Source organism: Nitrospira sp. (assembly GCA_029194675.1).
Lineage (GTDB): Bacteria > Nitrospirota > Nitrospiria > Nitrospirales > Nitrospiraceae > Nitrospira_D.
Map to the genome: position 1 here is coordinate 283,528 of JARFXP010000003.1, position 20,784 is coordinate 304,311.

25 protein-coding genes are annotated in these 20,784 nt (G+C 53.1%); 17 read left to right on the top strand and 8 right to left on the bottom strand.

Going from position 1 to position 20,784, the window contains the following annotated elements:
• Positions 1 to 8: 8 nt before the first annotated feature.
• The 6 genes from pgl to P0120_16285 are packed head-to-tail and all read right to left on the bottom strand — an operon-like array spanning position 9 to position 4,159.
• A complete protein-coding gene (gene pgl, locus P0120_16260; GenBank protein ID MDF0675866.1) occupies positions 9 to 770 on the bottom strand; it encodes a 6-phosphogluconolactonase in 762 nt (253 codons plus the stop codon).
• Between the two features lies 1 nt (position 771).
• Entirely contained in the window at positions 772 to 1,059 is a 288-nt protein-coding gene (locus P0120_16265) for a hypothetical protein (protein ID MDF0675867.1), read from the bottom strand.
• Between the two features lie 20 nt (positions 1,060 to 1,079).
• Positions 1,080 to 1,718, bottom strand: coding sequence for a hypothetical protein (locus P0120_16270; GenBank protein ID MDF0675868.1), 639 nt, complete (start codon positions 1,716 to 1,718; stop codon positions 1,080 to 1,082).
• Positions 1,719 to 1,745: 27 nt separating this feature from the next.
• Positions 1,746 to 2,396, bottom strand: a complete 651-nt coding sequence (locus tag P0120_16275; GenBank protein MDF0675869.1) for a L,D-transpeptidase — start codon at positions 2,394 to 2,396, stop codon at positions 1,746 to 1,748.
• Between the two features lie 10 nt (positions 2,397 to 2,406).
• Positions 2,407 to 3,540, bottom strand: coding sequence for a L,D-transpeptidase (locus tag P0120_16280; GenBank protein MDF0675870.1), 1,134 nt, complete (start codon positions 3,538 to 3,540; stop codon positions 2,407 to 2,409).
• Complete coding sequence (locus P0120_16285) at positions 3,530 to 4,159, bottom strand: hypothetical protein (protein ID MDF0675871.1); 630 nt, start codon at positions 4,157 to 4,159, stop codon at positions 3,530 to 3,532. The genes P0120_16280 and P0120_16285 overlap by 11 nt, the downstream gene beginning before the upstream one ends.
• Positions 4,160 to 4,656: 497 nt before the next feature.
• Here P0120_16285 and rpmH point away from each other — a divergent pair, with 497 nt between their 5' ends.
• The 15 genes from rpmH to P0120_16360 all read left to right on the top strand — a co-directional run bounded on the left by rpmH (position 4,657) and on the right by P0120_16360 (position 18,057).
• Positions 4,657 to 4,794, top strand: a complete 138-nt coding sequence (gene rpmH / locus P0120_16290) for a 50S ribosomal protein L34 (GenBank protein MDF0675872.1) — start codon at positions 4,657 to 4,659, stop codon at positions 4,792 to 4,794.
• A gap of 144 nt (positions 4,795 to 4,938) precedes the next feature.
• Positions 4,939 to 5,304, top strand: a complete 366-nt coding sequence (gene rnpA / locus P0120_16295) for a ribonuclease P protein component (protein ID MDF0675873.1) — start codon at positions 4,939 to 4,941, stop codon at positions 5,302 to 5,304.
• A gap of 1 nt (position 5,305) precedes the next feature.
• Positions 5,306 to 5,515 (top strand): membrane protein insertion efficiency factor YidD, encoded by a 210-nt coding sequence (yidD, locus tag P0120_16300; protein ID MDF0675874.1) that lies wholly within the window; start codon positions 5,306 to 5,308, stop codon positions 5,513 to 5,515.
• A 38-nt stretch (positions 5,516 to 5,553) separates the two neighbouring features.
• Positions 5,554 to 7,248 (top strand): membrane protein insertase YidC, encoded by a 1,695-nt coding sequence (gene yidC, locus P0120_16305; GenBank protein ID MDF0675875.1) that lies wholly within the window; start codon positions 5,554 to 5,556, stop codon positions 7,246 to 7,248.
• A gap of 51 nt (positions 7,249 to 7,299) precedes the next feature.
• The gene (mnmE, locus tag P0120_16310) at positions 7,300 to 8,751 is read left to right on the top strand and encodes a tRNA uridine-5-carboxymethylaminomethyl(34) synthesis GTPase MnmE (GenBank protein ID MDF0675876.1); all 1,452 of its coding nucleotides are present in this window, start codon (positions 7,300 to 7,302) and stop codon (positions 8,749 to 8,751) included.
• A gap of 8 nt (positions 8,752 to 8,759) precedes the next feature.
• On the top strand, positions 8,760 to 10,652 hold the full coding sequence (gene mnmG / locus P0120_16315) for a tRNA uridine-5-carboxymethylaminomethyl(34) synthesis enzyme MnmG (GenBank protein ID MDF0675877.1): 1,893 nt from the start codon (positions 8,760 to 8,762) through the stop codon (positions 10,650 to 10,652).
• 61 nt (positions 10,653 to 10,713) lie between these two features.
• Entirely contained in the window at positions 10,714 to 11,364 is a 651-nt protein-coding gene (rsmG, locus tag P0120_16320; GenBank protein MDF0675878.1) for a 16S rRNA (guanine(527)-N(7))-methyltransferase RsmG, read from the top strand.
• A gap of 53 nt (positions 11,365 to 11,417) precedes the next feature.
• The gene (locus tag P0120_16325) at positions 11,418 to 12,194 is read left to right on the top strand and encodes an AAA family ATPase (protein MDF0675879.1); all 777 of its coding nucleotides are present in this window, start codon (positions 11,418 to 11,420) and stop codon (positions 12,192 to 12,194) included.
• Entirely contained in the window at positions 12,172 to 13,020 is an 849-nt protein-coding gene (locus P0120_16330) for a ParB/RepB/Spo0J family partition protein (protein MDF0675880.1), read from the top strand. The genes P0120_16325 and P0120_16330 overlap by 23 nt, the downstream gene beginning before the upstream one ends.
• Positions 13,021 to 13,192: 172 nt before the next feature.
• Entirely contained in the window at positions 13,193 to 13,687 is a 495-nt protein-coding gene (locus P0120_16335) for a polymer-forming cytoskeletal protein (GenBank protein MDF0675881.1), read from the top strand.
• 125 nt (positions 13,688 to 13,812) lie between these two features.
• Entirely contained in the window at positions 13,813 to 14,259 is a 447-nt protein-coding gene (locus tag P0120_16340) for a polymer-forming cytoskeletal protein (GenBank protein ID MDF0675882.1), read from the top strand.
• A gap of 36 nt (positions 14,260 to 14,295) precedes the next feature.
• On the top strand, positions 14,296 to 15,378 hold the full coding sequence (mnmA, locus tag P0120_16345; GenBank protein MDF0675883.1) for a tRNA 2-thiouridine(34) synthase MnmA: 1,083 nt from the start codon (positions 14,296 to 14,298) through the stop codon (positions 15,376 to 15,378).
• Between the two features lie 143 nt (positions 15,379 to 15,521).
• A complete protein-coding gene (gene tatA / locus P0120_16350) occupies positions 15,522 to 15,806 on the top strand; it encodes a twin-arginine translocase TatA/TatE family subunit (GenBank protein ID MDF0675884.1) in 285 nt (94 codons plus the stop codon).
• A gap of 68 nt (positions 15,807 to 15,874) precedes the next feature.
• Positions 15,875 to 16,174, top strand: coding sequence for a twin-arginine translocase TatA/TatE family subunit (locus P0120_16355; protein ID MDF0675885.1), 300 nt, complete (start codon positions 15,875 to 15,877; stop codon positions 16,172 to 16,174).
• A gap of 185 nt (positions 16,175 to 16,359) precedes the next feature.
• Positions 16,360 to 18,057 (top strand): alginate export family protein, encoded by a 1,698-nt coding sequence (locus tag P0120_16360; GenBank protein MDF0675886.1) that lies wholly within the window; start codon positions 16,360 to 16,362, stop codon positions 18,055 to 18,057.
• Between the two features lie 58 nt (positions 18,058 to 18,115).
• Here P0120_16360 and thrH read toward each other — a convergent pair whose 3' ends face one another.
• The gene (gene thrH, locus P0120_16365) at positions 18,116 to 18,739 is read right to left on the bottom strand and encodes a bifunctional phosphoserine phosphatase/homoserine phosphotransferase ThrH (protein ID MDF0675887.1); all 624 of its coding nucleotides are present in this window, start codon (positions 18,737 to 18,739) and stop codon (positions 18,116 to 18,118) included.
• Between the two features lie 553 nt (positions 18,740 to 19,292).
• Between thrH and P0120_16370 the strand changes: the two genes are divergently transcribed.
• Together P0120_16370 and P0120_16375 are read left to right on the top strand one after the other, a co-directional pair.
• Positions 19,293 to 19,679: a hypothetical protein gene (locus tag P0120_16370; protein ID MDF0675888.1), complete on the top strand. Its 387-nt coding sequence runs from the start codon at positions 19,293 to 19,295 to the stop codon at positions 19,677 to 19,679.
• A gap of 215 nt (positions 19,680 to 19,894) precedes the next feature.
• Positions 19,895 to 20,365: an EVE domain-containing protein gene (locus tag P0120_16375; protein MDF0675889.1), complete on the top strand. Its 471-nt coding sequence runs from the start codon at positions 19,895 to 19,897 to the stop codon at positions 20,363 to 20,365.
• A gap of 21 nt (positions 20,366 to 20,386) precedes the next feature.
• On the opposite strand, the gene P0120_16380 is transcribed toward P0120_16375, so the two are convergent.
• Positions 20,387 to 20,665, bottom strand: a complete 279-nt coding sequence (locus P0120_16380; GenBank protein ID MDF0675890.1) for an ImmA/IrrE family metallo-endopeptidase — start codon at positions 20,663 to 20,665, stop codon at positions 20,387 to 20,389.
• Between the last annotated feature and the right edge of the window lie 119 nt (positions 20,666 to 20,784).

Sequence of the window (20,784 nt, forward strand, 5' to 3'; positions counted from 1 at the left end):
ATATCCTCTTAGCGTGACAGTTTCTTGAGCTGTTGTGCAGCGGATTGATCGAGCATCCACACGAGTTGACCCGATTGCGGTGATATTCTCGCTGCCGGCAAGGAATGATCCGTCTTGGATTCAGACTCGATGACCCGGCGGACCATTTCTGCCTTACCTGGGCCGGTCACAAGAAACAGTATCACAGCAGCTCGATTCAGAACACCTAGGGTTAACGAGAGGCGAGCCCTGATGCCTGCGGGAGCATGGCCGACCGTGACGAGCTTGGATTGTTCCTGGAGGGCAGCGGTTCCGGGAAAGAGTGATGCCGTATGGCCGTCTTCGCCGAGGCCGAGAAGGATCAAGTCTAGGCGAGGGAGATCTGGAACAGGACATTGGGTAAGTCTTCGAATCGTTTCCTCGTATTCCTGAGCCGCAGCCATGGGGTCCTCATACTCACCCTTCATCCGATAAATATGGTCGGACCGAATAGTCAACGGTTGAAACAGTTCCGTCCGAGCCATGCCAAAATTGCTCTCCGGGTGTTCAGGTGGCGTGCACCGTTCGTCTCCAAAGAAAAAAAAGATGCTCGACCAATTGAAACGCGAGCTCCACTCAGGGTCGCGTAAAGTTCGGTAGAGACTCCTCGGTGTAGATCCTCCCGAGAGCGCGATCAGACATCGACCGGTGGATTGAATCGCTTGTTCGCTGACGGCAAGGATGAAGGCGGCTGCTTTCTGCACGCATTCCTGAACGTCGCGCGAAACGTGGATTTCTGGGGTGACAGGCATATCAACGGCGAGAGCGCTTAGGACGCTTCTCCAAGGTGACAGGCTGACGACGAGATGGTGGAGTCGCTGTCAACGCCGCTGTGATGCGGTTCACCCTGGCGGCATGATCACGGCCTAATGGAATATGAACAGCGTGGCGATGGTGTGCGGTGAATGAGTCGATGTCGCCAATGGTTGTGCTTTCTCCGATATTCCAAGCGACAATAGATACCTCATCGGCAAGGGCCCTGTTCATGATCTGTGGGTAAACAATTGATATCTTATTGAGATTATAGATAAAAGGCAACATGGACTCTAGGCTCTGCTTCGCTACTTATCGGTCGGGCGACGAATGACCAGAGCCATGCCATCAACCAGAGACCAGGCCAAGGATTGTGCATGGTCGACCGATAAGGTCAGGCGAAGATGAGAAGTGGGCTCCGACGCACGGTCTGTTAAGAGGCTACTCGTCCAGTCCTTCACATTTCGCCATCCCGCTTTTGCCATGAGGACGGCGCTTTGAAGGAGGCTCTCGCCGGCAACGGACGGAACGACCGTGATGCTCAGCGAGGGATTGAAGGCCAACACATAGTTGGTCGGCATATCGACGAGAGAAATAGGCTCCTGGTCAATTCCGGCACCCGGTTCGATCTTGCGTCTGACGACCTGAGGCCGTGCAGCCAATCGGTGGATTCCCTTGAGACCCTCCCGTGAGCCTGTGGACCATGCAATGATGGGAATTTGGTGAAGGCCGATTCCACGGCCTTTGATGTGAATCGTGCTCCCGCCCAAATCGATCAGGAGATAGGTTTGAGGACGAGCAGCCAGCTTGAGCTCTTCCTCAAGGACGCGCGTTGCCTCCTTCAGCTCGTTGGGGTTGTTGAGATTCAAGTCGTGAAAGGCTTCGATATCCTTTGCCCAACTTGGCGTGGTGAAGGCGAGCAGCAGAAGAATGGCGCAGAGGTTCATTGGTAGTATCTGCGCGCTCTTGAGGGATCAAAAGATCATGATCGGTGTCCCTACTCGAGCGAGCTTGTAGACACCTTTAAGATCGCTGTCATTGAGCCGGATGCATCCATGCGTCACGTTTTTTCCCAACAAACGAGTATACAATGTCCCATGGATGAAATAGCCTTGGCCGAATCCCAAGGCATATTCGCCGAGGACCCCTTGCTCGGCACGGTCGGCGGCATTTCGTGGCACCGCGAGTCCTTCTTCGATGAATGCCCAATCGGGCTTGATCCAGGTGGGATTGGTCAGTTTCGACTTGACGAGAAATTCTCCTCGGGGCGTATCGAAGACCCACTGGCTGTTACCTTCACCGGGCTTGTCAAGAATTGTCCCGCTACCGGTCGAAGCAATCGCATCGAGAACGACGTGAGCTTGGTGCTTGACATAGAGTCGGTTGCGGGCCGTGTCGACTAAGATGTACGGCTGGTTCGGCATGAGTTGGGACAGCTGCTTGGAGAGCACCTTATACCGGGCTTGCATTGTACGAAGACCGGCGTTGTCCTGGACAGCCGGTTGGTGAACGGCTTGGGAAGCTTCGAGCGCTACGAGACCGGGTGTCCGAGCACTCACGACCAGTAACAGCAGTAAGAGTAACAGTAAGACCGCCGCTGAAGTTGGAAGAAGAAGTCGGCCCATCAGGCTACACTCAGGTTTCGTCTCTACGCTGGGCGAGTTCAGATAAGGCCATGGCCACCGCGTTCTCTTTCGTCAAGGCACCGACGATCGTGACCGGCGTCCCGATGGAGACGCCCTCATAGAGAACAGCCATATTCGGATTATCGAGCATGATGCACCCAAGGGTCTGGGCCAAGAGTTCATTGTCGGCTCCATGGATTTCGATTTGGCCCCCAATGCCTTTGGCCGGACCGATCGTTCCCGCCCTTTTCGCAAGGGCGAATCGCCGACGATCTTCCGCATTGGGATAATCCAGCGCCAAGGCTCGGTAGAATTGCGTCTGCCCTTGGCCTCGCTTGTCCGTCACACGATACCGACCTTCCGGTGTCGCACCGTCCCCCTGGAATTGTTTCTCCAACATGCCATTGAACCCCAACCGGACGGAATATGATAACATCTTCCGTCCGCTCTTGTAGAGAGTCAATTCTCGGTCGGCCTTGCTCACCACGATTGCCGTTGATTGGTGGGTTCGCGACCAGGCGATGGTCTGTTTGGCCAAGGTTTGCCAAAAGGCGATGCGGCTGTCGTCGGCGTATCGCCCCAATTCTTGGCTGAGTAATGAAGCCTGGGCCTTGAGGGCGTGATCAGCTTTCTCTGCCGCTTGCATGGCTCGTTGAAAGTCTCGTTGCTCGAAGAAGGAACGGGCCTGTTTAACAAGGAGATCTGTTTGAACGACTTTTTCTCCCAGGAGGATACGCCCATCGATGGAGTCGACCCGCGATGTAATCGTATGAAGCTGTTCTTCCAGGCGAATCACCTTGTCCTGTGCCGCGCGATGCTGCGACGCTTGTCTCTCGTGCAGCTGGGAGACCGTACGTTCGCCCAGGATGTACAGCTGCCGGAGTTCATCCTCAAGATCACTCGATTCCCACGGCCATCTGATCAGATCATCGTCCAATTGGACGCGCGCTTTCAGAGAGATCCATTGGCGAACGAACTGCCGGTACTCATCAGGGGCGGACTCCGGAGCCCGCATTGCGATTAAATCTTGATCGATGGCTTCAAGGGCTATAATGAGGTCCGGCGGGACTGCTTGAACGCAACCGGTCACGCAGAGGACCCAGAGAATCGCGGCAAGCGTCTTATGTCTGTGATTAAGCGCCATGCCGTGTGTGACTTCTTCTTGCGGGTTTTCCTTTTCCCACCTTCGCGAGAGCGTTCTGTATTTCAGTTGACACGCCTTGGCTCATGTCGTGAATAGCCTTTGCCTGGGTTTGCGCAGCCGGATAATCTTCTTTGTCAATCGAGGCCTGAACCTGTTTCAGTAATGACTTCAACCCTTCCACGTCGTTCTTGATGGCCTCCACCGCCGCCCGATCTTTTCCGACGGGTGCCTTGGCGACCAAATCTTGCGTTGCCTTCACTGCCTCTTCAGCGACTTGTTGAGCTTGCAGGGCTGCTGCCCTGGCTTCCTCCTTTTTTTGCGTTGAGGTCGCCTTGATCCGTTCACTATCGGCTTTGGCCGAGGCGGACAGTTGTTGGGTCTTGCCGTAGTCTCGAAATAGGGTGAACTTCTCATCCTGATCGGCGACTTCTTTCCGCAATGCCGCAAGGGTACCTTCAAGCTTGGCATACTCTTCAGCGCTATAGGTGGCGGCCCCGCTTTCCCGTGCATCTTTGAGAGCTTTTTCCGCTTCCTGAATCTGCTGGGTGGGAGGCTCCGCACATCCAGCGATCCCAATGAGAGTCACGACAAGAGCAACAACGGATGCTTTTCTCACCATATGAAGAATCCTCCTTACAGATTCTGCCCGGAGCTGTGGGTAATTCAGTTCTTCCTTCGTTTTATCTATTAATGCGTGGCAGTCCATGATCTGCAGCCGGTGCTACCCTTACATAAACCATGAAAATAACCATGAAAAGCATTTCAAGAGAGATGCGCCAGCATAACAGACTTAGACCTTCAGGCATACTAGGACGCCGAAAATATGCAGCAAGCTCGGTGCCATCGATGATCGTCGTTGTTGGACAAAGATTCATTCTAGTCCACATGTTTATGTTGAGTTTGATCCTCTCTAGGGAGGAGATGTTGTGGCATTCTGGTGGCAGGAAGCAAAAGCGCCTCAACACTACGCACATTAAGGTCTGCAGTCTGTCGATGCTACAGGGATCAGAAGGCCAAGGGAGCAGGAACATGAAATTGACAGGCCCAAGTGCCTCCCCTATAATTCGCTGTTCATTTGAGCTGCTGATTTTAAGGTATGGAATCGAAGGGGGGATCATGTCTTTCACATTTCAACAACCGTCCAACTTGAAAAAGAAGCGGGAGCACGGATTTAGGAAGCGTATGAGCACCAAGAACGGGCGCAGGGTACTGGCCCGCCGCAGGGCTAAGGGACGAGCTCGGTTGACTGTCTAGACACATCATGTCGAATGAGCAGGTGTTCTTCGGGTCGCGCTCCAATCGCTCGCGTTGCTGTTGAGCGTGCGTTCACCTACCATCTAGAGCCTTCTCCGGGATCATGGACGGGTTGGTTGCTGCGAAGATACACCCCCTTTACCAATGACGGCCAAAGCGCAGGGACGAGATGTCATTTTTTTGCGTAGTAATCGGGACATTCAAATCGTCAAACATCATGGTCGGCGAACTTCGACCACCCTCTTCAATCTCTTGGCCCACAAGATGGATGAGGCCCCGAGTCGCGTGGGGATTATCGTCGGGAAGCGATTTGGAAATGCGGTCCGACGGAATCGGGCCAAACGAGTGTTTCGTGAACTGGTGAGGCAATCACATCCGGACTTGGCTCCAGGGCGGGGACTTCTCGTGTTTCCAAAGCGGGACGCACTACTGCAATCTCGGGATGGGTTGGTCCATGCATGGAGAACCGCACTTGAGCGCCTCCACCTTCTTCGACCAAGGGCATATTGACATGCAATCGTTGTGTCTGTGGCTTATTCGGGGATACCGCATGGTGATTTCCCCTTTGTATGGTCGCACATGCCGATTCGAACCAAGTTGTTCGCAATATGCCTCCGATGCCATCATCAAATACGGAGTGTTACAGGGGTTTGGATTAGCCATCCTCCGGCTTTTGAAATGTCACCCCTTCCATCCCGGGGGAGAAGACCCGGTCAAGTAGCGACGATTACCTCTTATTAGAGAAAGCATAGCGTCCTCATGGAAAAGCGAGTCATCGTATTCTTGGTACTCTCCCTTGCGATTATCTTTGGGTATGAGTACCTGCTAAAAGAGCTGGGCCTCCTCCCTGAACCGACCATTTCGGAACCGGGCGAGCCTGCCACGAACAATACGTCATCCCCTGCGAGTACAAGTCCCGCAGCTCCGACGTCAAGGGTTCCTGTGACTAAGGAGGCGTCCCCGGGAAAACCATCTGGTGGGGACGTCGGGGCTCAAGAAGTGGGTGGTGAACCTTTCGCAAGAGAGTTCGTCGAGGTGGAAACGGATCTGTATCGAGCTAAGTTCACGAGGCGCGGTGCCGCGCTAATTAGCTGGGAACTCAAACGCTATCACAGCAGTTCTGATGGGAAGGCCCCTGTGCAACTCGTTCGACAAGGAGGCAAGTTTGCCGAGCCCCTGACGGTATCAGCCGATGATTCCTCTCATTCAAAGGAATTGAGCGATGGGATCTACAGAGTGGAGAAGGACTTTACAACCTTGGACCGGGACCATCCCACGGGTCATATGGCCTTTTATTATGATAATCCCGAGACCGGTGTACGCCTAGAAAAACAACTGACCTTTCATGCCGATAGCTATGTCGTAGATATCGGGTTGAGATCCAGCGGACTCGCAGGGGCGGTGAAAGTAGGATTGGGGACGAATTTTGGCGTGGTGGATTGGGGAGAAGGGTTCATTGGTTCCGTTGGAGCCGCCTCGCTCATCGACGAGAAGATTGAAACCGACGCGCCGGAATCCGAGACGGAGCGAAAGGGCGCTTTGAAATGGGTTGCGCTACAAGATAAGTATTTCATTGCCGCACTGATTCCAAGGACGAATGCGTCCGCTTTGCCTAGAAAACAAGGGGACAAGCTCGTTTCCACGGCGGTTCGTTTGGCTGTCGATTCGTCCGGGGCACCTCTCGGACTCCGGCTATTCGCCGGCCCCAAGGAGTATGACACGCTTCAGAGTTTGCAAATTAGGCTCGAAGATACCATCGATTTTGGATGGTTCCTTTTCGGGAGTTGGGACATGGTCCGGGCCGTGGCCAAACCCATCTTCTACGTGCTTCGTTATATCAATGATTATACTCATAATTATGGACTAACGATCATCCTCCTGACAGTCATCATTAAGCTGTTGTTTGTCCCCTTGCAATACAAGAGCTACACATCGATGAAACAGATGCAGGGCATTCAGCCAAGAGTGGCGGCTCTCCAGGAAAAATTCAAAGACGATCGTGAACGGTTGAACAAGGAGCTGATCAAACTATACCGAGACCATAAGGTCAATCCTGTGGGCGGCTGTCTTCCTATGATATTGCAGATGCCGGTGTTCGTATCGCTGTTCAATATTCTGTATATGACGATCGATTTACGCCAAGCGCCGTTAGGGTTGTGGATTACCGATCTGTCGGTTCAGGATCCCTACTATATTCTGCCTATCATCATGGGCATCAGTATGGTGGTTATGCAAAAGATTCAACCGACTACCATGGACCCGACTCAGGCGAGAATCATGCTGATGCTTCCGGCCCTCATGACGTTCCTATTCATCAATTTTCCGGCCGGCCTCGTGCTGTATTGGTTGACCAATAACCTGCTCACCATTGTGCAACAGTTCGTCACGGATCGCTTTTTCTTTCGAGCTCCCGTCATAGTCCCGGCTACGGACGAACAAGGCGGCAAGAAATGATGCTCAGTCGGTTTCGATTGATGTGACTGATCCTCCCGAACGTGTGGGAACATGCCGTCCGTTGGAACACCCGAGGATACGATTTGTGCAATTGCCACTCCTGCCGGTGAGGGAGGTATTGGTATCGTTCGGATAAGCGGGCTGCATGCCGTCGACATAGTGAGCCAGGTTGTTCGGCTACGCTCCAAGAGATCGCTTCTATCGGTCACTTCTCACAAACTGCACCTCGCCGATATTCTCTTACGGCCTGTTTCTTCAATCGACAGCCAATCAGTTTCCAAGACTGGGCCGTTGACCGAGCAGGTAGTCGACGAAGGCCTGGTGGTCTATATGAAGGCACCTCGGTCTTTTACCGCGGAGGACGTGGTTGAGATTCATTGCCATGGAAGTGGATTGGTTCTGCAACGAGTCTGTGAGGCCTGCGTGGCTGCCGGAGCTCGTCTTGCACAGGCAGGAGAGTTTACCAAACGGGCCTTCTTGAAGGGCCGCCTAGATTTGTCTCAAGCTGAGGCAGTGCTGGACACCATTAGAGCCAAGTCCGAACTCGGCCTCAGATTGGCACAGCGCCAGCTTCGCGGCGAGCTCGCGCAGCAAGTCCACCGACTGCGCACCGGTCTTGTAGGCCTGCTGGCTCACCTAGAAGCAGGAATCGACTTTACCGAGGAGGATATTGCGTTCGTTGGACGTGATGAGATGACCGCCTCTCTCCAAGAGACCCTGGTTCACGTTCGACGAATGTTGGCGACCGCCGAGAGTGGACGCGTACTGCGCGACGGAGTCCGAGTGGTGATCACCGGGGAGCCCAATGTCGGCAAATCAAGTTTGCTGAACAGCTTGCTCCGTGAAGACCGAGCTATTGTGACCGACATTCCCGGCACGACTCGAGACACTATCGAAGAATCGGTCGTCTGGGACGGTCTGCGAGTGACCTTGATCGACACCGCTGGGTTGCGTGATACAACGGACCTTGTCGAGCTTGCAGGCATCCGTCGGTCCAAGGAAGCTCAGGATCAGGCGGATGTCATCCTGCATGTCTTGGATGCCTCTCAACTTGCCAAGATGGAGCTCGGGAATGTCTGTTCTCCTTCACTAGGTCGCGAACGTTTATTCATCGTCAATAAAATCGATTTAATCGATGGTGCATCCGTACAATCACTGTCTGATGCACTTCGTGCTCGAACAGGGTGCAAGGTTCTTCCCATCTCGGTTCGCACGGGCGAGGGATTGGAGGCGTTGAAGATCGCTATTCGAGCACATTTTGTGAAGCCGTCTTTTGAAGCCAACGATGGTGTCGTCATCACTCATGTTCGGCATCGGGTCGCGCTCGAGCAGGCCGAGACATCACTCCAAGAGTCACTGGTCTCGATCGAACGAGGCTTTGAACCCGAGTTTGTGGCGGTCGATCTCCGAGGTGCAGCTGATGCGCTGGGGGAAATTGTCGGGGCAATTACGTCTGATGAAGTGTTGGACCGCATTTTTTCCGAGTTTTGTATCGGTAAATAGAGGAGCCGGTGGCTGCAGCATTTGACATCATTGTCGTAGGGGGCGGTCATGCCGGCTGCGAAGCAGCATTGGCTGCGGCGCGAATGGGGGCAAAGACTTTGCTTTTGACGATGGACCTTGGCCGAATCGCACAGATGTCGTGTAATCCGGCAATCGGAGGCATCGCCAAGGGACACCTCGTGAAGGAGATCGATGCGCTCGGCGGCGAGATGGGGCGGAATACGGATCGCGCCGGGATTCAATTTCGATTCATCAACACAAGCAAAGGACCGGCGGTGCGGGCGTTGCGTGCCCAATGCGATAAATCACTGTATCGCATGGCTATGCAGGAAACCCTCGCCTCGCAGGAGCACCTTACTCTGGCGGAAGGAGTTGTGGATCGACTGCTCGTGGCGGGAGGTGCGGTAACCGGGATCGTGACGGGCTCGGGTGAACGGATCGATGCCAAGGCAGTTATATTAACATCAGGTACATTCCTTAAGGGTCTTATCCATATAGGGCTGAACCATTTTCCGGCCGGTCGCGCGGGAGAAGCTTCGGCCGAACACCTTTCTGACTGCATGCGAGACCTGGGATTTGAGATCGGACGACTCAAGACCGGAACTCCTCCGCGATTGGACAAGGCTACGATTGATTTCTCGGTGATGATTCCTCAACCCGGTGATATTCCTCCTCCTTCTTTTTCTTATCGCACCCAACACATCACCACGCGACAAGTTCTCTGTCACCTGACCTATACCAACCGAGAGACGCACGAGATCATCCAAAAAAATCTCGACCGCTCGCCGCTTTACAGCGGCATCATCGAATCTACCGGACCTCGGTACTGTCCTTCCATCGAGGATAAGGTCGTGCGTTTTGCCGAGAAGGAACGACACCAGATTTTTATCGAACCTGAGGGTCTGGATTCGATCGAATTTTATCCGAACGGTATTTCAACCAGCCTGGCGGTTGACGTTCAGACGGCTATGCTCAAAACAATCCCTGGATTAGAACATGCCAAGATGCTCAAACCTGGCTATGCGATTGAGTACGATTATTTCCCTCCTCGTCAACTCTACCGAACGCTCGAAACAAAACATGTTGCAGGCCTCTATCACGCCGGACAAATCAACGGGACCTCTGGGTATGAAGAAGCTGGGGCACAGGGTTTAGTTGCGGGTGCCAATGCCGTTCTGAAGTTGCGAGGGAGGCCTCCTCTCATCCTCGACCGATCTCAAGCCTATATCGGGGTACTCATCGACGATCTCATTACAAAAGATGCCTACGAACCTTATCGAATGTTCACGTCAAGAGCAGAGTATCGACTGCTCCTCCGTCACAACAACGCAGATCTCCGACTCATGCAGGTTGGGTATGACGTTGGTCTGATTCCTGAGGAAGCGTATGAGAGAATTGTGCAGAAGAAACATCTAATCGAAAAGGAGATCGAACTTCTGAATTCAGCCAGGCCGCTAGTCACCGCGGAAATACGGTTAGAGACAAAAGACACGTATCTCGAGAACGTCTCGCCTGCCATGACCATGGCACAGCTTCTTCGTCGGCAGGAATCAAGCTATCAAGAACTCTTAAGAGTTTTTCGCATGCCGTTCATTCAGGAAAATGAAATTGCTGAGGAGGTGGAACTCCGGATCAAGTATGAAGGTTATGTACGTCGTCAGATCCAACAAGTGGATAAGTTTAAGAAACTTGAGCAGAAACTAATTCCTCACACGTTCAATTACAACATGGTTTCAGGGTTTTCCAGGGAAGTTCGAGAGAAGTTCAATAGAGTAAGACCTGAGACAGTAGGCCAGGCATCGAGAATATCCGGCGTGACTCCTGCGGCCATATCGTTGCTTCTAGTTGCGATAGAAAAGAGTCGGCGCCAGCTTCCTTCTAGTCGACAAATAGTGTCGTAATATTCGAGTGGACCCAACCTTCCCTATTGACCTCACCCTCACATCAGCGTAATTGTTCCACGTGGAACAAACGAGTTCATCTTCCTTGCTGCTGCAGGCAAGCTCGACTGAAATTGGCGTTCCACTCAGTGCCAAGCAGGTGCAGCAGTTCATGGTGTACCTGCATCAGCTTCAACTTTGGAATCAGTCATTCAATCTCACAAGCCTTACCCTAGATGATGAGATCATCATCAAACACTTTGTGGATTCTCTTGTCGCGCTCAAAGCCGAGCACATTAAGGTTGGGGCCAAACTGCTCGATGTCGGGACGGGAGCTGGGTTTCCAGGAATCCCCATAAAAATTGCCAGACTTGACCTGGATATTACTCTCGTTGAGCCGACGAGGAAGAAGTCCTCTTTCCTTCACTTCATCGTAGGTCTCCTTCGGCTTGAAAACGTCGACATATTCGACGGAACCCTAGACAGATTCTTGAATGAGCATCTATCTCATGGATCATTTGACTACCTGACAACCCGCGCCTTGAGACATGAGTTGATTCTAGGCAATGGTACAAAGCTCCTTCGTCCGGGAGGAAAAGTCATTCTCTATTCGTCACAACCCATTAATCGTTCGTACTTTTCTTCCAACTGGTTATTGGAAAGCGAATACACGTTTCAGCTTCAGAAAGGACATGGGCGAAGAGTGATCTCCGTCGTTACACCCTCATCCTAAATCAACGGTTCTTAATGTTCCACGTGGAACAAATATGGTGTAGGAGTTCTTCGATGGGAAAGGTGGTTGCGGTCGCGAATCAAAAAGGCGGAGTTGGCAAGACCACTACGGCAATAAATCTTTCGTCCGCCATCGCGTTGGAAGGGAAATCCGTATTGCTCATCGATATGGACCCACAAGGAAACGCGACGAGTGGATTAGGCATTGACCACGAGTCCTTGAAGAACACAACTTATAGTTGCCTTGTTAAACACAGCACAATCCAAGAGTCTTCAACCCAGACATCAGTTCCAGGACTCTTAATCTTGCCGACAAACTCGGACCTTGCAGGGGCTGAAATTGAGCTCGTTAATACTGAAGGGCGCGAAGGCCATCTTAGAACCATCATCAGCGAGATCAGAGAGACGTACGACTTTGTTTTTCTAGATTGTCCACCAGCCCTTGGACTTCTCACCATCAACGCTCTTACCGCCGCAGATTCGGTCCTCATACCAGTCCAATGCGAATATTACGCGATGGAGGGTCTCACCAGACTCATCGGGAGTATCGATCTTGTCCGCCAATCGTTTAATTCAAACCTCGACCTGGAGGGGATTATTTTGACGATGTTTGATTCGCGCAATACCTTATCGAGACAAGTGGTCGAACAAATACGATCCCACTTCGTCGATAAGGTCTATCAAGCCGTCATTCCGCGCAATGTCTCACTCGCAGAAGCTCCAAGTTACGGCCGACCTGGAATTTTGTACAACGTGGCATCTGCAGGCTCGCAAGCATACGTATCTTTAGCTAAGGAGTTTATGGCCCATGGAGAAAAAAGCCCTCGGTAAAGGGCTCGGCGCCCTCCTCCCATCCTCCAAAACGAGCCAGCCAACGGAGCCGGCCGATATCCAGCGGATTCGGGTCGAGAGCATTGTGCCCAATCGCTATCAACCGAGGCACACCTTTCCCCAGGAAGAACTTGCTGAACTGGCGGCGTCTATCAAAGAGAGCGGGGTTCTTCAGCCGATTATAGTTCGCCGCAAGGGTGACGGCATTTACGAATTGATCGCCGGAGAACGCCGATGGCGAGCCTCGAAGGAAGCCGGTCTTGAGACCATCCCCGTCGTCGTTCGCAATTGCAGTGATCAAGAATCTCTCTTACTGGCATTAGTTGAGAATATCCAACGGGAAGACTTGAATCCGATGGAGACCGCGCGGGCGTATTCGCGCATGATGAATGAATTCGGCCTGACGCAGGACGCGATTGCCGTCAAAGTCGGACGTGATCGTTCCTCTGTCGCAAACTTTGTTCGACTGATCCATCTTCACCCTGAAGTACAGGAACTCGTCGAAGGGGGAACCCTGACAACCGGTCATGCGAAAGCCCTTCTCGGCCTCCAATCCTCGGATGAGCAGCTCAGAGTCGGCAAAATGGTGGCCGTAGGAGCTCTTTCTGTCAGAGAAACAGAAAAGCTCGTGGAACTCTCCCTTGCAGGAAAGCAGCGGCAGCCAAAGAGTCCTCGCAGTTCACACTGGGCTGATCTCGAAACCAGGTTACAGAAACGCTTCGGCACGAAAGTGACAATCCACTCCCACAAGCAAGGGGGAAAAGTCGTCATTCATTATTTTTCCCCCGACGAACTCGATGGAGTTGTGGAGACCCTCCTGAGTTAGCCCTCGTCTTGGGCTCGGTGCCACCTGCTCGCCCAAAAAGCTGATCTTGTTGCTTTTGCGGCATATGAACGCTAAATATCTCAGCGGAACCGACCGATATGCTCCCTAAGGATAAGGACTCCGCTGTTCAATAGGGCCCGGGTATTCCAAACACGTGAGAGGAGGGGCGAGTATGTGGAAGGACAAACAAGACGGTAGGCGTTCCGACGACGTTGACAGTGAGAGCAATGGGTCGAGTCTGGAGTCTATGCGACACGAGCCCGGGCAAGATGTCAGCGCTTTTGTCGGGAAAGGTGTTGTGTTCAAGGGGACCATCACCTACAACGGCACCGTGCGGATCGATGGGACCCTCGAGGGGGAAATCCATACCGATGGCATCCTGTTGGTTGGCGAAGAAGCTGTCATTACGGCGAAAGTTACGGCCGGCACCATCGTCTGTAAGGGGAAGATTACAGGGGATATTCATGCCAAAGACAAGATGAAGTTGCGAGCTCCTGCGATCATCGACGGCGGAGTCACCACACCCGTTCTCTCCATCGAAGAAGGGGTCCTCTTTAATGGCACTTTAGAGATGGGACAAGCCGCCCCCCAATACCAACGTGAAGCCACACCCCTTCACTCCATCGGCATTTCAGCCGAGCCGGCCATCCGGAGGGTCTCCGCCTAATCATGTGATACACTAGACAACAAAGAGATGAGGCGCCATCTCACCGAACGAGCTTCCTCTCCTGTCAGACCTCATTTGAGGACAATGCACTCGTCGGTTAGCGTCACAAGGAGTGAAGAAAGTTGATGTGGGCTCTAGGCGACAAAGGTGCTCAAGAGTCGAGCAACACCGATAATTTTACGTTTCTCGGAAAAGGGGTCGATTTCAAAGGCGTTCTCAATTTTGATGGGACCATCCGCATCGACGGCCGCGTTGAAGGCGAAGTCCACACCACCGGGGCTCTCATTATCGGAGAGCAAGCGGTTATCAAAGGCATTCTTTCGGTAGGTACCCTGATGACCAGCGGGAAGATCAACGGCACGGTGACAGCCACCGACAAAATTCAAATCCTTAAGCCAGGCATCCTCATCGGCGATCTTCGCACACCGGGCATTTCGATTGAGGATGGCGCCCACTTCCATGGCATGTGTGACATGGGAGCCCATAAATGGACCGATGAACACCCATCACCCTCCAAGAACGTTCACGATTTGGCATCCCATCGAGCCAAAGCGCAGGCGATAGACCTCTAGCCCTTTATCGACTTCTCCCTGTACAATGCTGTGCCAATGAATCGCCAGACCGTCCTTCTCGGTATGAGCGGCGGAGTTGATAGCTCCGTTGCAGCAGCATTACTCGTCCGCCAAGGCTACGCGGTGCACGGGATTACTCTGCAGGTTTGGGAACCCGAAGACGAAGCCGTATCACCATCCAAGAAGTGGCAAGAGCGCGGATGTTGTAAGGTCGGCATCGCCAAGCACGTCGCCAGACTTCTCAACATCTCCCACGAAGTCATCGATGCCAGGGATATCTTTCGGAAGGGAGTCGTTGACGATTTTCTCTACGGCTATACCACTGGCACGACACCCAATCCCTGTGTCCGCTGTAACGAGAGAGTGAAGATTCGGGGACTCATGGATCTCGCCGCCTCGCGGGACTTCAGTTATGTAGCGACAGGTCATTACGCTCGACTTCAGAAACACCAGGGAACTCCGGTCCTCGTGCGAGCCACTGATGATCGCAAGGATCAAACCTACTTTCTCTACCGCCTCAACCCTTCCTGGCTATCCAGACTCCTTTTTCCTCTCGGCAACCTGGTCAAATCGGACGTCTGGAGGGAAGCCGAGACTTTGGGCCTCCCGGCCGATGAGCTGAAGGAAAGTCAGGAGATCTGCTTTGTCACTCAAGGAGACTACCGCACATTCATCGAAAAAGAGGTTCCAGAAGCCAAGAAACCAGGCCTCCTTATCGATGAGACCGGGCAGCCCTTGGGCCGACACGACGGCATTGCGTTCTACACACCGGGCCAACGCCGCGGCCTGGGCATTGCCACAGGACAGAGGCTCTATGTTCAGGAAGTCCGCCCAGCGACGAATACCGTTGTGCTCGGTCAGGAGGAATCCCTGCACAGACAAGAGTGTACGGTGAGCGACCTCAATATCTTTGTGTCTCATTTATTGGAGCGCCCAACTGAAGTTCACGTCAAAGTCCGCTACGCGACACCCCCGACGCCCGCAATTCTGTCACCGTTGACCTCCTCAAGCATGCGCGTTGAGTTCCGGAAGCCTCAACGGGCCTTAAGCCCCGGCCAATCCGCAGTCTTCTATGATGGAGATCAGGTCCTCGGAGGTGGAATTATCCAACCGTTCTAACGCCGCCTGACCCACCTCTTCATCTTGACTTGTCCCGTAATCTTCCTATAGCCTTCGAGACGAATGAAGCGGGCGAGAAGTGCCTCCATTTCGGTGGCATAACCGGTCGAAGTCCATACTTACCGCATTCATGAGAGGTTTCGATGTTCGGTTCATTTGGCTGGATGGAATTACTGCTGATTTTAATCATTGTCCTGATCATTTTCGGGGCCGGGAAGCTTCCCCAATTGGGAGAAGGCCTCGGTAAAGCCATCAAGGGTTTCAAGAAGTCCGTACACGAGGCCGATGCCATTGACGTGACACCGGCCGAACAATCTGAGCAGCCTCAGTCGCAGTCTGCCTCCTCCAGTCACGTCAATGCCCGATCAGAAACCACACAATCGTCAGCCCCCCAATCGGCGCAACCGGATCAGGTGAAACAAGGGTAGAAGACCTGAGTGTGCTGTGACGACTGGACGCGGGGAGATTAACGGCATTACTATTACTGCCCTGAATCATGTTTGGATTGGGAGCCAGCGAGATCTTAATTATTCTGGTGATCGCCTTTCTCTTATTTGGCCCGAAACAGCTTCCTGAAGTCGGACGCCAAGTTGGGAAAGCCATTAAGGGCTTTAAAGATACGGCCGAGGATCTTCGCAAGTCGGTGGAACCGGAGTTAAACATGATCCAGCAAGAAGTCAAAATGGTCGAACAGGACTTTCAAGCTTCTATGAAGGAAGCTGAAGAAGAGATCACCGCTGCCGGTAAACCACCTGAGGAGGCCTCCGCGTCTGTCAGCAGATCTGGCCCCGTGTAACCAGGAATGTTCAGTGCGGTGGCTTCAGGAAGATGACACGAACTTAGCTTCTCATCTATTATCCGGCTCTCATTGAACCCTCCCATTGACGTTATATAGATAATCATATATACGGGCATCTCGTTACCCACTCTTTTTCATCGTGCTGAAGGGCCTGCGCGAGTCGACCATTTCTTGTTCAGGGCATGGGTACCGTAAGGACGATTCCTAAACCGACAGTTCGGCGATCCTGGAAGACGGTCCTCCTCGCGGCGATAACGGCGGCGGTCGGGCCATTTATCCTCTGTGGTCCAACCGAGGGCGCCTTCGAATTGCCCGAAGGGGAAAAGATTACCAATCCAATCGTCATCGGGCGTGGCATACCTCAAAAGGAAGCCTACGAACTGTTCGATCCAAAGATCGGCAGAAACTTCGACATTAGAAACCTCTGGCTTCGCGCGGATCTGCGTGTACGTCCTGAATTCCGCAGCAACGTCTGTTTCGGTGGCGGTATCGGCGCCAGCGGACAATGTAACGCCCCTGGTACTGCTCCAAATAACTTGCCAGGCAGCGCCACCGATCAATTCGTCCAGCAGATGATCCGATTGGGCATCGGCTATGATTTGTCACCCAACGTCAACTTTTACCTGGAGCTCATTGATTCACGCACCTGGGGCGGAAACGGCACGCCGGTCGGACCCGGGGGCGCTGGGAACAACGGAGACCCTTCGATCCAGACCTGTGGGGCCACGCCTGAGCCGGGCCAGCGGCCGGTCTGCACCCTCGGCGTGCGAGCCGGCTACATGTTGATTCGTAACTTTGTCGGCATACAGGGTCTGGGTCTCAAGGCCGGTCGGCAGTATCTGGTGTTCGGCGATCAGAGCTTGTTCGGTCACTTTGATTGGTCCAACACCGGCTTCTCGTTTGACGGGGTCATGATGCAATACAGTAACAGCATACTGGATTCTCATGTCGGCTGGTTTCGAACGGCAGAAACGGACCTCCTCCAAGGGGCGGGCGTCGGCAGTGGTCAAGCGAACATCGCCAATGCCGACGGTGATGCCGACCTGATCATATTCTACAATCAGATCAAGACTGTACCAGGGTTTCTCATCGAACCGTACTATATCTATTACAACAACAACATTGGTGGAGGCGCCATTTCCTCACAGGGGTTGGGTACCCCGAAGCACGGTGATCAGAATCGCCATACCCTCGGAGCCAGGGTAGCCATGAAGAAAGGTTACTTCGATCTCTCTAGCGAAGTGGTCTATCAGTTCGGACAGATGGGGGACACAGCTGCCAGCGCAAGCAGCCTGTGCGGTCCTTCAGGAGGTGAGGGCAAGTGTCTCCACATCAGTGCATTGGCGACCAGGAACTGGATCGGGTATACAGCATTCAACTGGCCATGGAAACCTCGGGTAGCCTTCAATTTTGACTATGCCTCTGGAGACAGCGGTGCGAACTGTACGCTAAATTCAGCCTATGGCCCTTGTAAGACCGCCAATACGTTTGAAAACTTCTTTCCGACGAATCACATCCATATGGGATATATGGATGTACAAGCGTGGAAGAACATGATCAGTTTCTCCGCCAACATACAAGCCCGACCCACCGTGAATGATCACATCGAGGTATGGTACACAAACCTGCACCTGGCCAATGCCCGAGATAATTGGTATCGCGCAAGCCAGGGTGTCTATGTCTTCTCACAGCCGGGCAACACCAAGACCGATATCGGTGACGAGATTGATGTCGTCTGGACCCATTTCCTCATGGATGGCATGGTAGCCTTTCAAGGTGGCTATGGCCATCTGTGGCCTGGTTCATATATTTCGCAAAACCTCGGGCGAACTGCAGCAGGACAGGATTGGGCTTACGCCCAGCTCTGGATCAACTTTTAAGCTGCCATACACTCTACCCACCTCACCACCATAGACAGTCTTCACCACTGATCAGACTTCACCATGTTGTGAACTGGCCGGCCTGCGCAAGTCTTTCCTGAAGTTCGCCGTAGTGCTGTGTCACGGGAAACCGAGGAAATTCTTTCGGCAAATGGTCCGGTGGCCGAAAGAAAAATCCGGCGTCGGCTTCGCCCAGCATCGCGGTGTCGTTGTACGAATCACCGGCAGCCATGGTAAAGAAGTTCAGCGATTTGAGCGCAGCCACCGCATGCTTCTTGGGGTCCTGCATTCTCATGTGGTAGTTCATGATGCGGCCGTTCCCGTCGATTTCCAGCTGATTGCAGAGGAGAGTCGGGAAGCCCAGTTGTCGCATCAGTGGCTGGGCGAACTGATAGAACGTGTCCGACAAAATAATGACCTGACAACGCTCCCGCAGCCACGCGAGGAAGTCAGTTGCCCCGTCTAAAGGACCCATTTTGGCGATCACATCCTGAATATCCCCGATCTTCAATGCCTGTCGATCGAGTATGTCCAACCGCTGCCGCATGAGCTTATCATAATCGGGCATCTCACGGGTGGTGATTTTCAACTCATCGAGACCTGTCGTCGCTGCCACATTGATCCAGATCTCCGGAACGAGCACCCCTTCCAGATCCAAACAGACCACCACAGGCTTCCGCATGCGATCTCTCCTCTTCGTCAATCAAGCCACAGTCGCTCTGGTTGTGTGGCGGCCAATCCTTTCGACGGACTTAGAGACCAATTTGGTGCTCCGTTGATAGGGGGTAGAAATTAATATGCCGCTGTTCGGTGAATCAAGAGCCATGGTGCCGCGGAGCCAACAATGTGGCAAGGTGCATGTCGATTCGATCGTCCGGTTCATATCGCGTGGACATGGCTCCTTCTCGATTTATGCGGAGCACCGTCACCGACAGATCCTACCGGTCCTTTGGCCCTACCCCAAATGGACTCCCGCATAAGGCCATCTTTGGGTCTTGCGCGTTTCACCAAAAGGCGTAGATTTGCTCGTGCGCGGGTACACCTACCCTGCCGAACATGAGATAGCCAGGGAGAGGTCGTCGCTCATACCGAGTCAGCGAGGTGTACCCCCGCTCAATCATCCCCTCTCACATTCTTTCCAGCACAGAACGATCCTCACCCGCCCAACATTGCATGATCCACTCAATAGGTTCTACCGATCTTGCTCCTTTCATAAAGAAGCTCGATAATAGCGCATGGGAGAGCCGATCGTCTTTTCCGGCCATGTCATTGGTCTGCTCAAAGAGTACATGCGGGACCTTGTCGATCAGGCAACGCAAGAGCAGCACTCCCAAGCACAGTTCGGCTTTACTCCCCTGCCGTATCGTCCCGATCAGGCTTTGTCCGACCTCCTCGCCCTGCTGGACGATCGCATCGAATCGGAAGGCATCCAAGTAGGCTTGCCCGAATCTCTCCTCCATGAGCTCTGGAGTCTCTGTAACGAAGCAGTTGAGCCGATCGCTGATCACATCTGGCTGGAAGGAAACCTTGATGGTCGGAGCATGACTAAGGCGCAAACAAGGGAGCTGACCTATCAGGCCCTGATCGAGTTTATTGAGTCCCGCTCACGAGAAAGAACCTAGACCCATGCTTCCCTGGATACGATCATCGGTGAATAGGTGTATCGTGGCCGGATTCTGTCTAGTTCTGCAGGAATGTAGAGATGCAGCTCGCGATCTCTATGTGCTTGTTCATAAAGGGGGCGTCTATCACCTCGCATCCCCGTGATACACGATCGGCACATTTTGGCTGTTCGGAGCATTACCTTGCCCGAGGAGTTCAGAAAGAAGAGGACGGAATGGGGCGAAAAAGGTATTGGTTGATGAAATCGGAACCCTCCACTTTCTCGATTGATGACTTGATGCGATCTCCTCACCAGACAACCTGTTGGGACGGAGTACGCAACTATCAAGCTCGGAATTTCATGCGCAGCATGGCAGTCGGCGATCAAGTCCTCTTTTACCACAGCAACGCGGATCCACCGGCGGTCGTAGGCATCGCAGAGGTCGTCAAGACCGCCTACCCTGATCCGACACAATTCGACAAGAGGGACAAGCACTACGACCCCGAGAGCAACCCATCCGCGCCCAGATGGGATATGGTCGACATTAAGTATATTCGGAAATTTACCCGATCCATGACGTTGGATGAATTGCGGAAAGAAACCAAACTGAAGGGAATGGCGTTGTTGCAGAAAGGGTCACGGCTCTCAGTTCAGCCGGTTACCCTGCTCGAATGGAGGCATATCATGAAGTTGGCTGAGGACTGATGTCTTCTGTACTCTTGTACTCTACGTGCTGGCCTTTCCATCGTCCATGTACCGATGTTGCCAGTCCAGCCAGGCGTGACCCAGCTCGTGTGCGAGAATATACCGGCGGCGGGTCACAGGAAGTCGCTTCCGAACATAGATCGTTTTGGTATCGTCATCCCAAATTCCATCGGCATTCGCATCGCGCTTGTCCATTTCCGCATCGGATAACTGTCGAACCGCAATCCGGTAGCCGAACGGCAGGACAACCCTATTGGGAATACGTAACATCTTCCTTCGTTCTCTGAACATCGTCCCCATAACTCGCTCCAGCTCCCCCCCACCGTTGACTTAGCCTACCATAACAAGGCAGGGAGAGTGTTGGCAATTTTCTCGTTGTACATCAATGGCTTGAGGCATTCCACTCGATGAACAGCTCC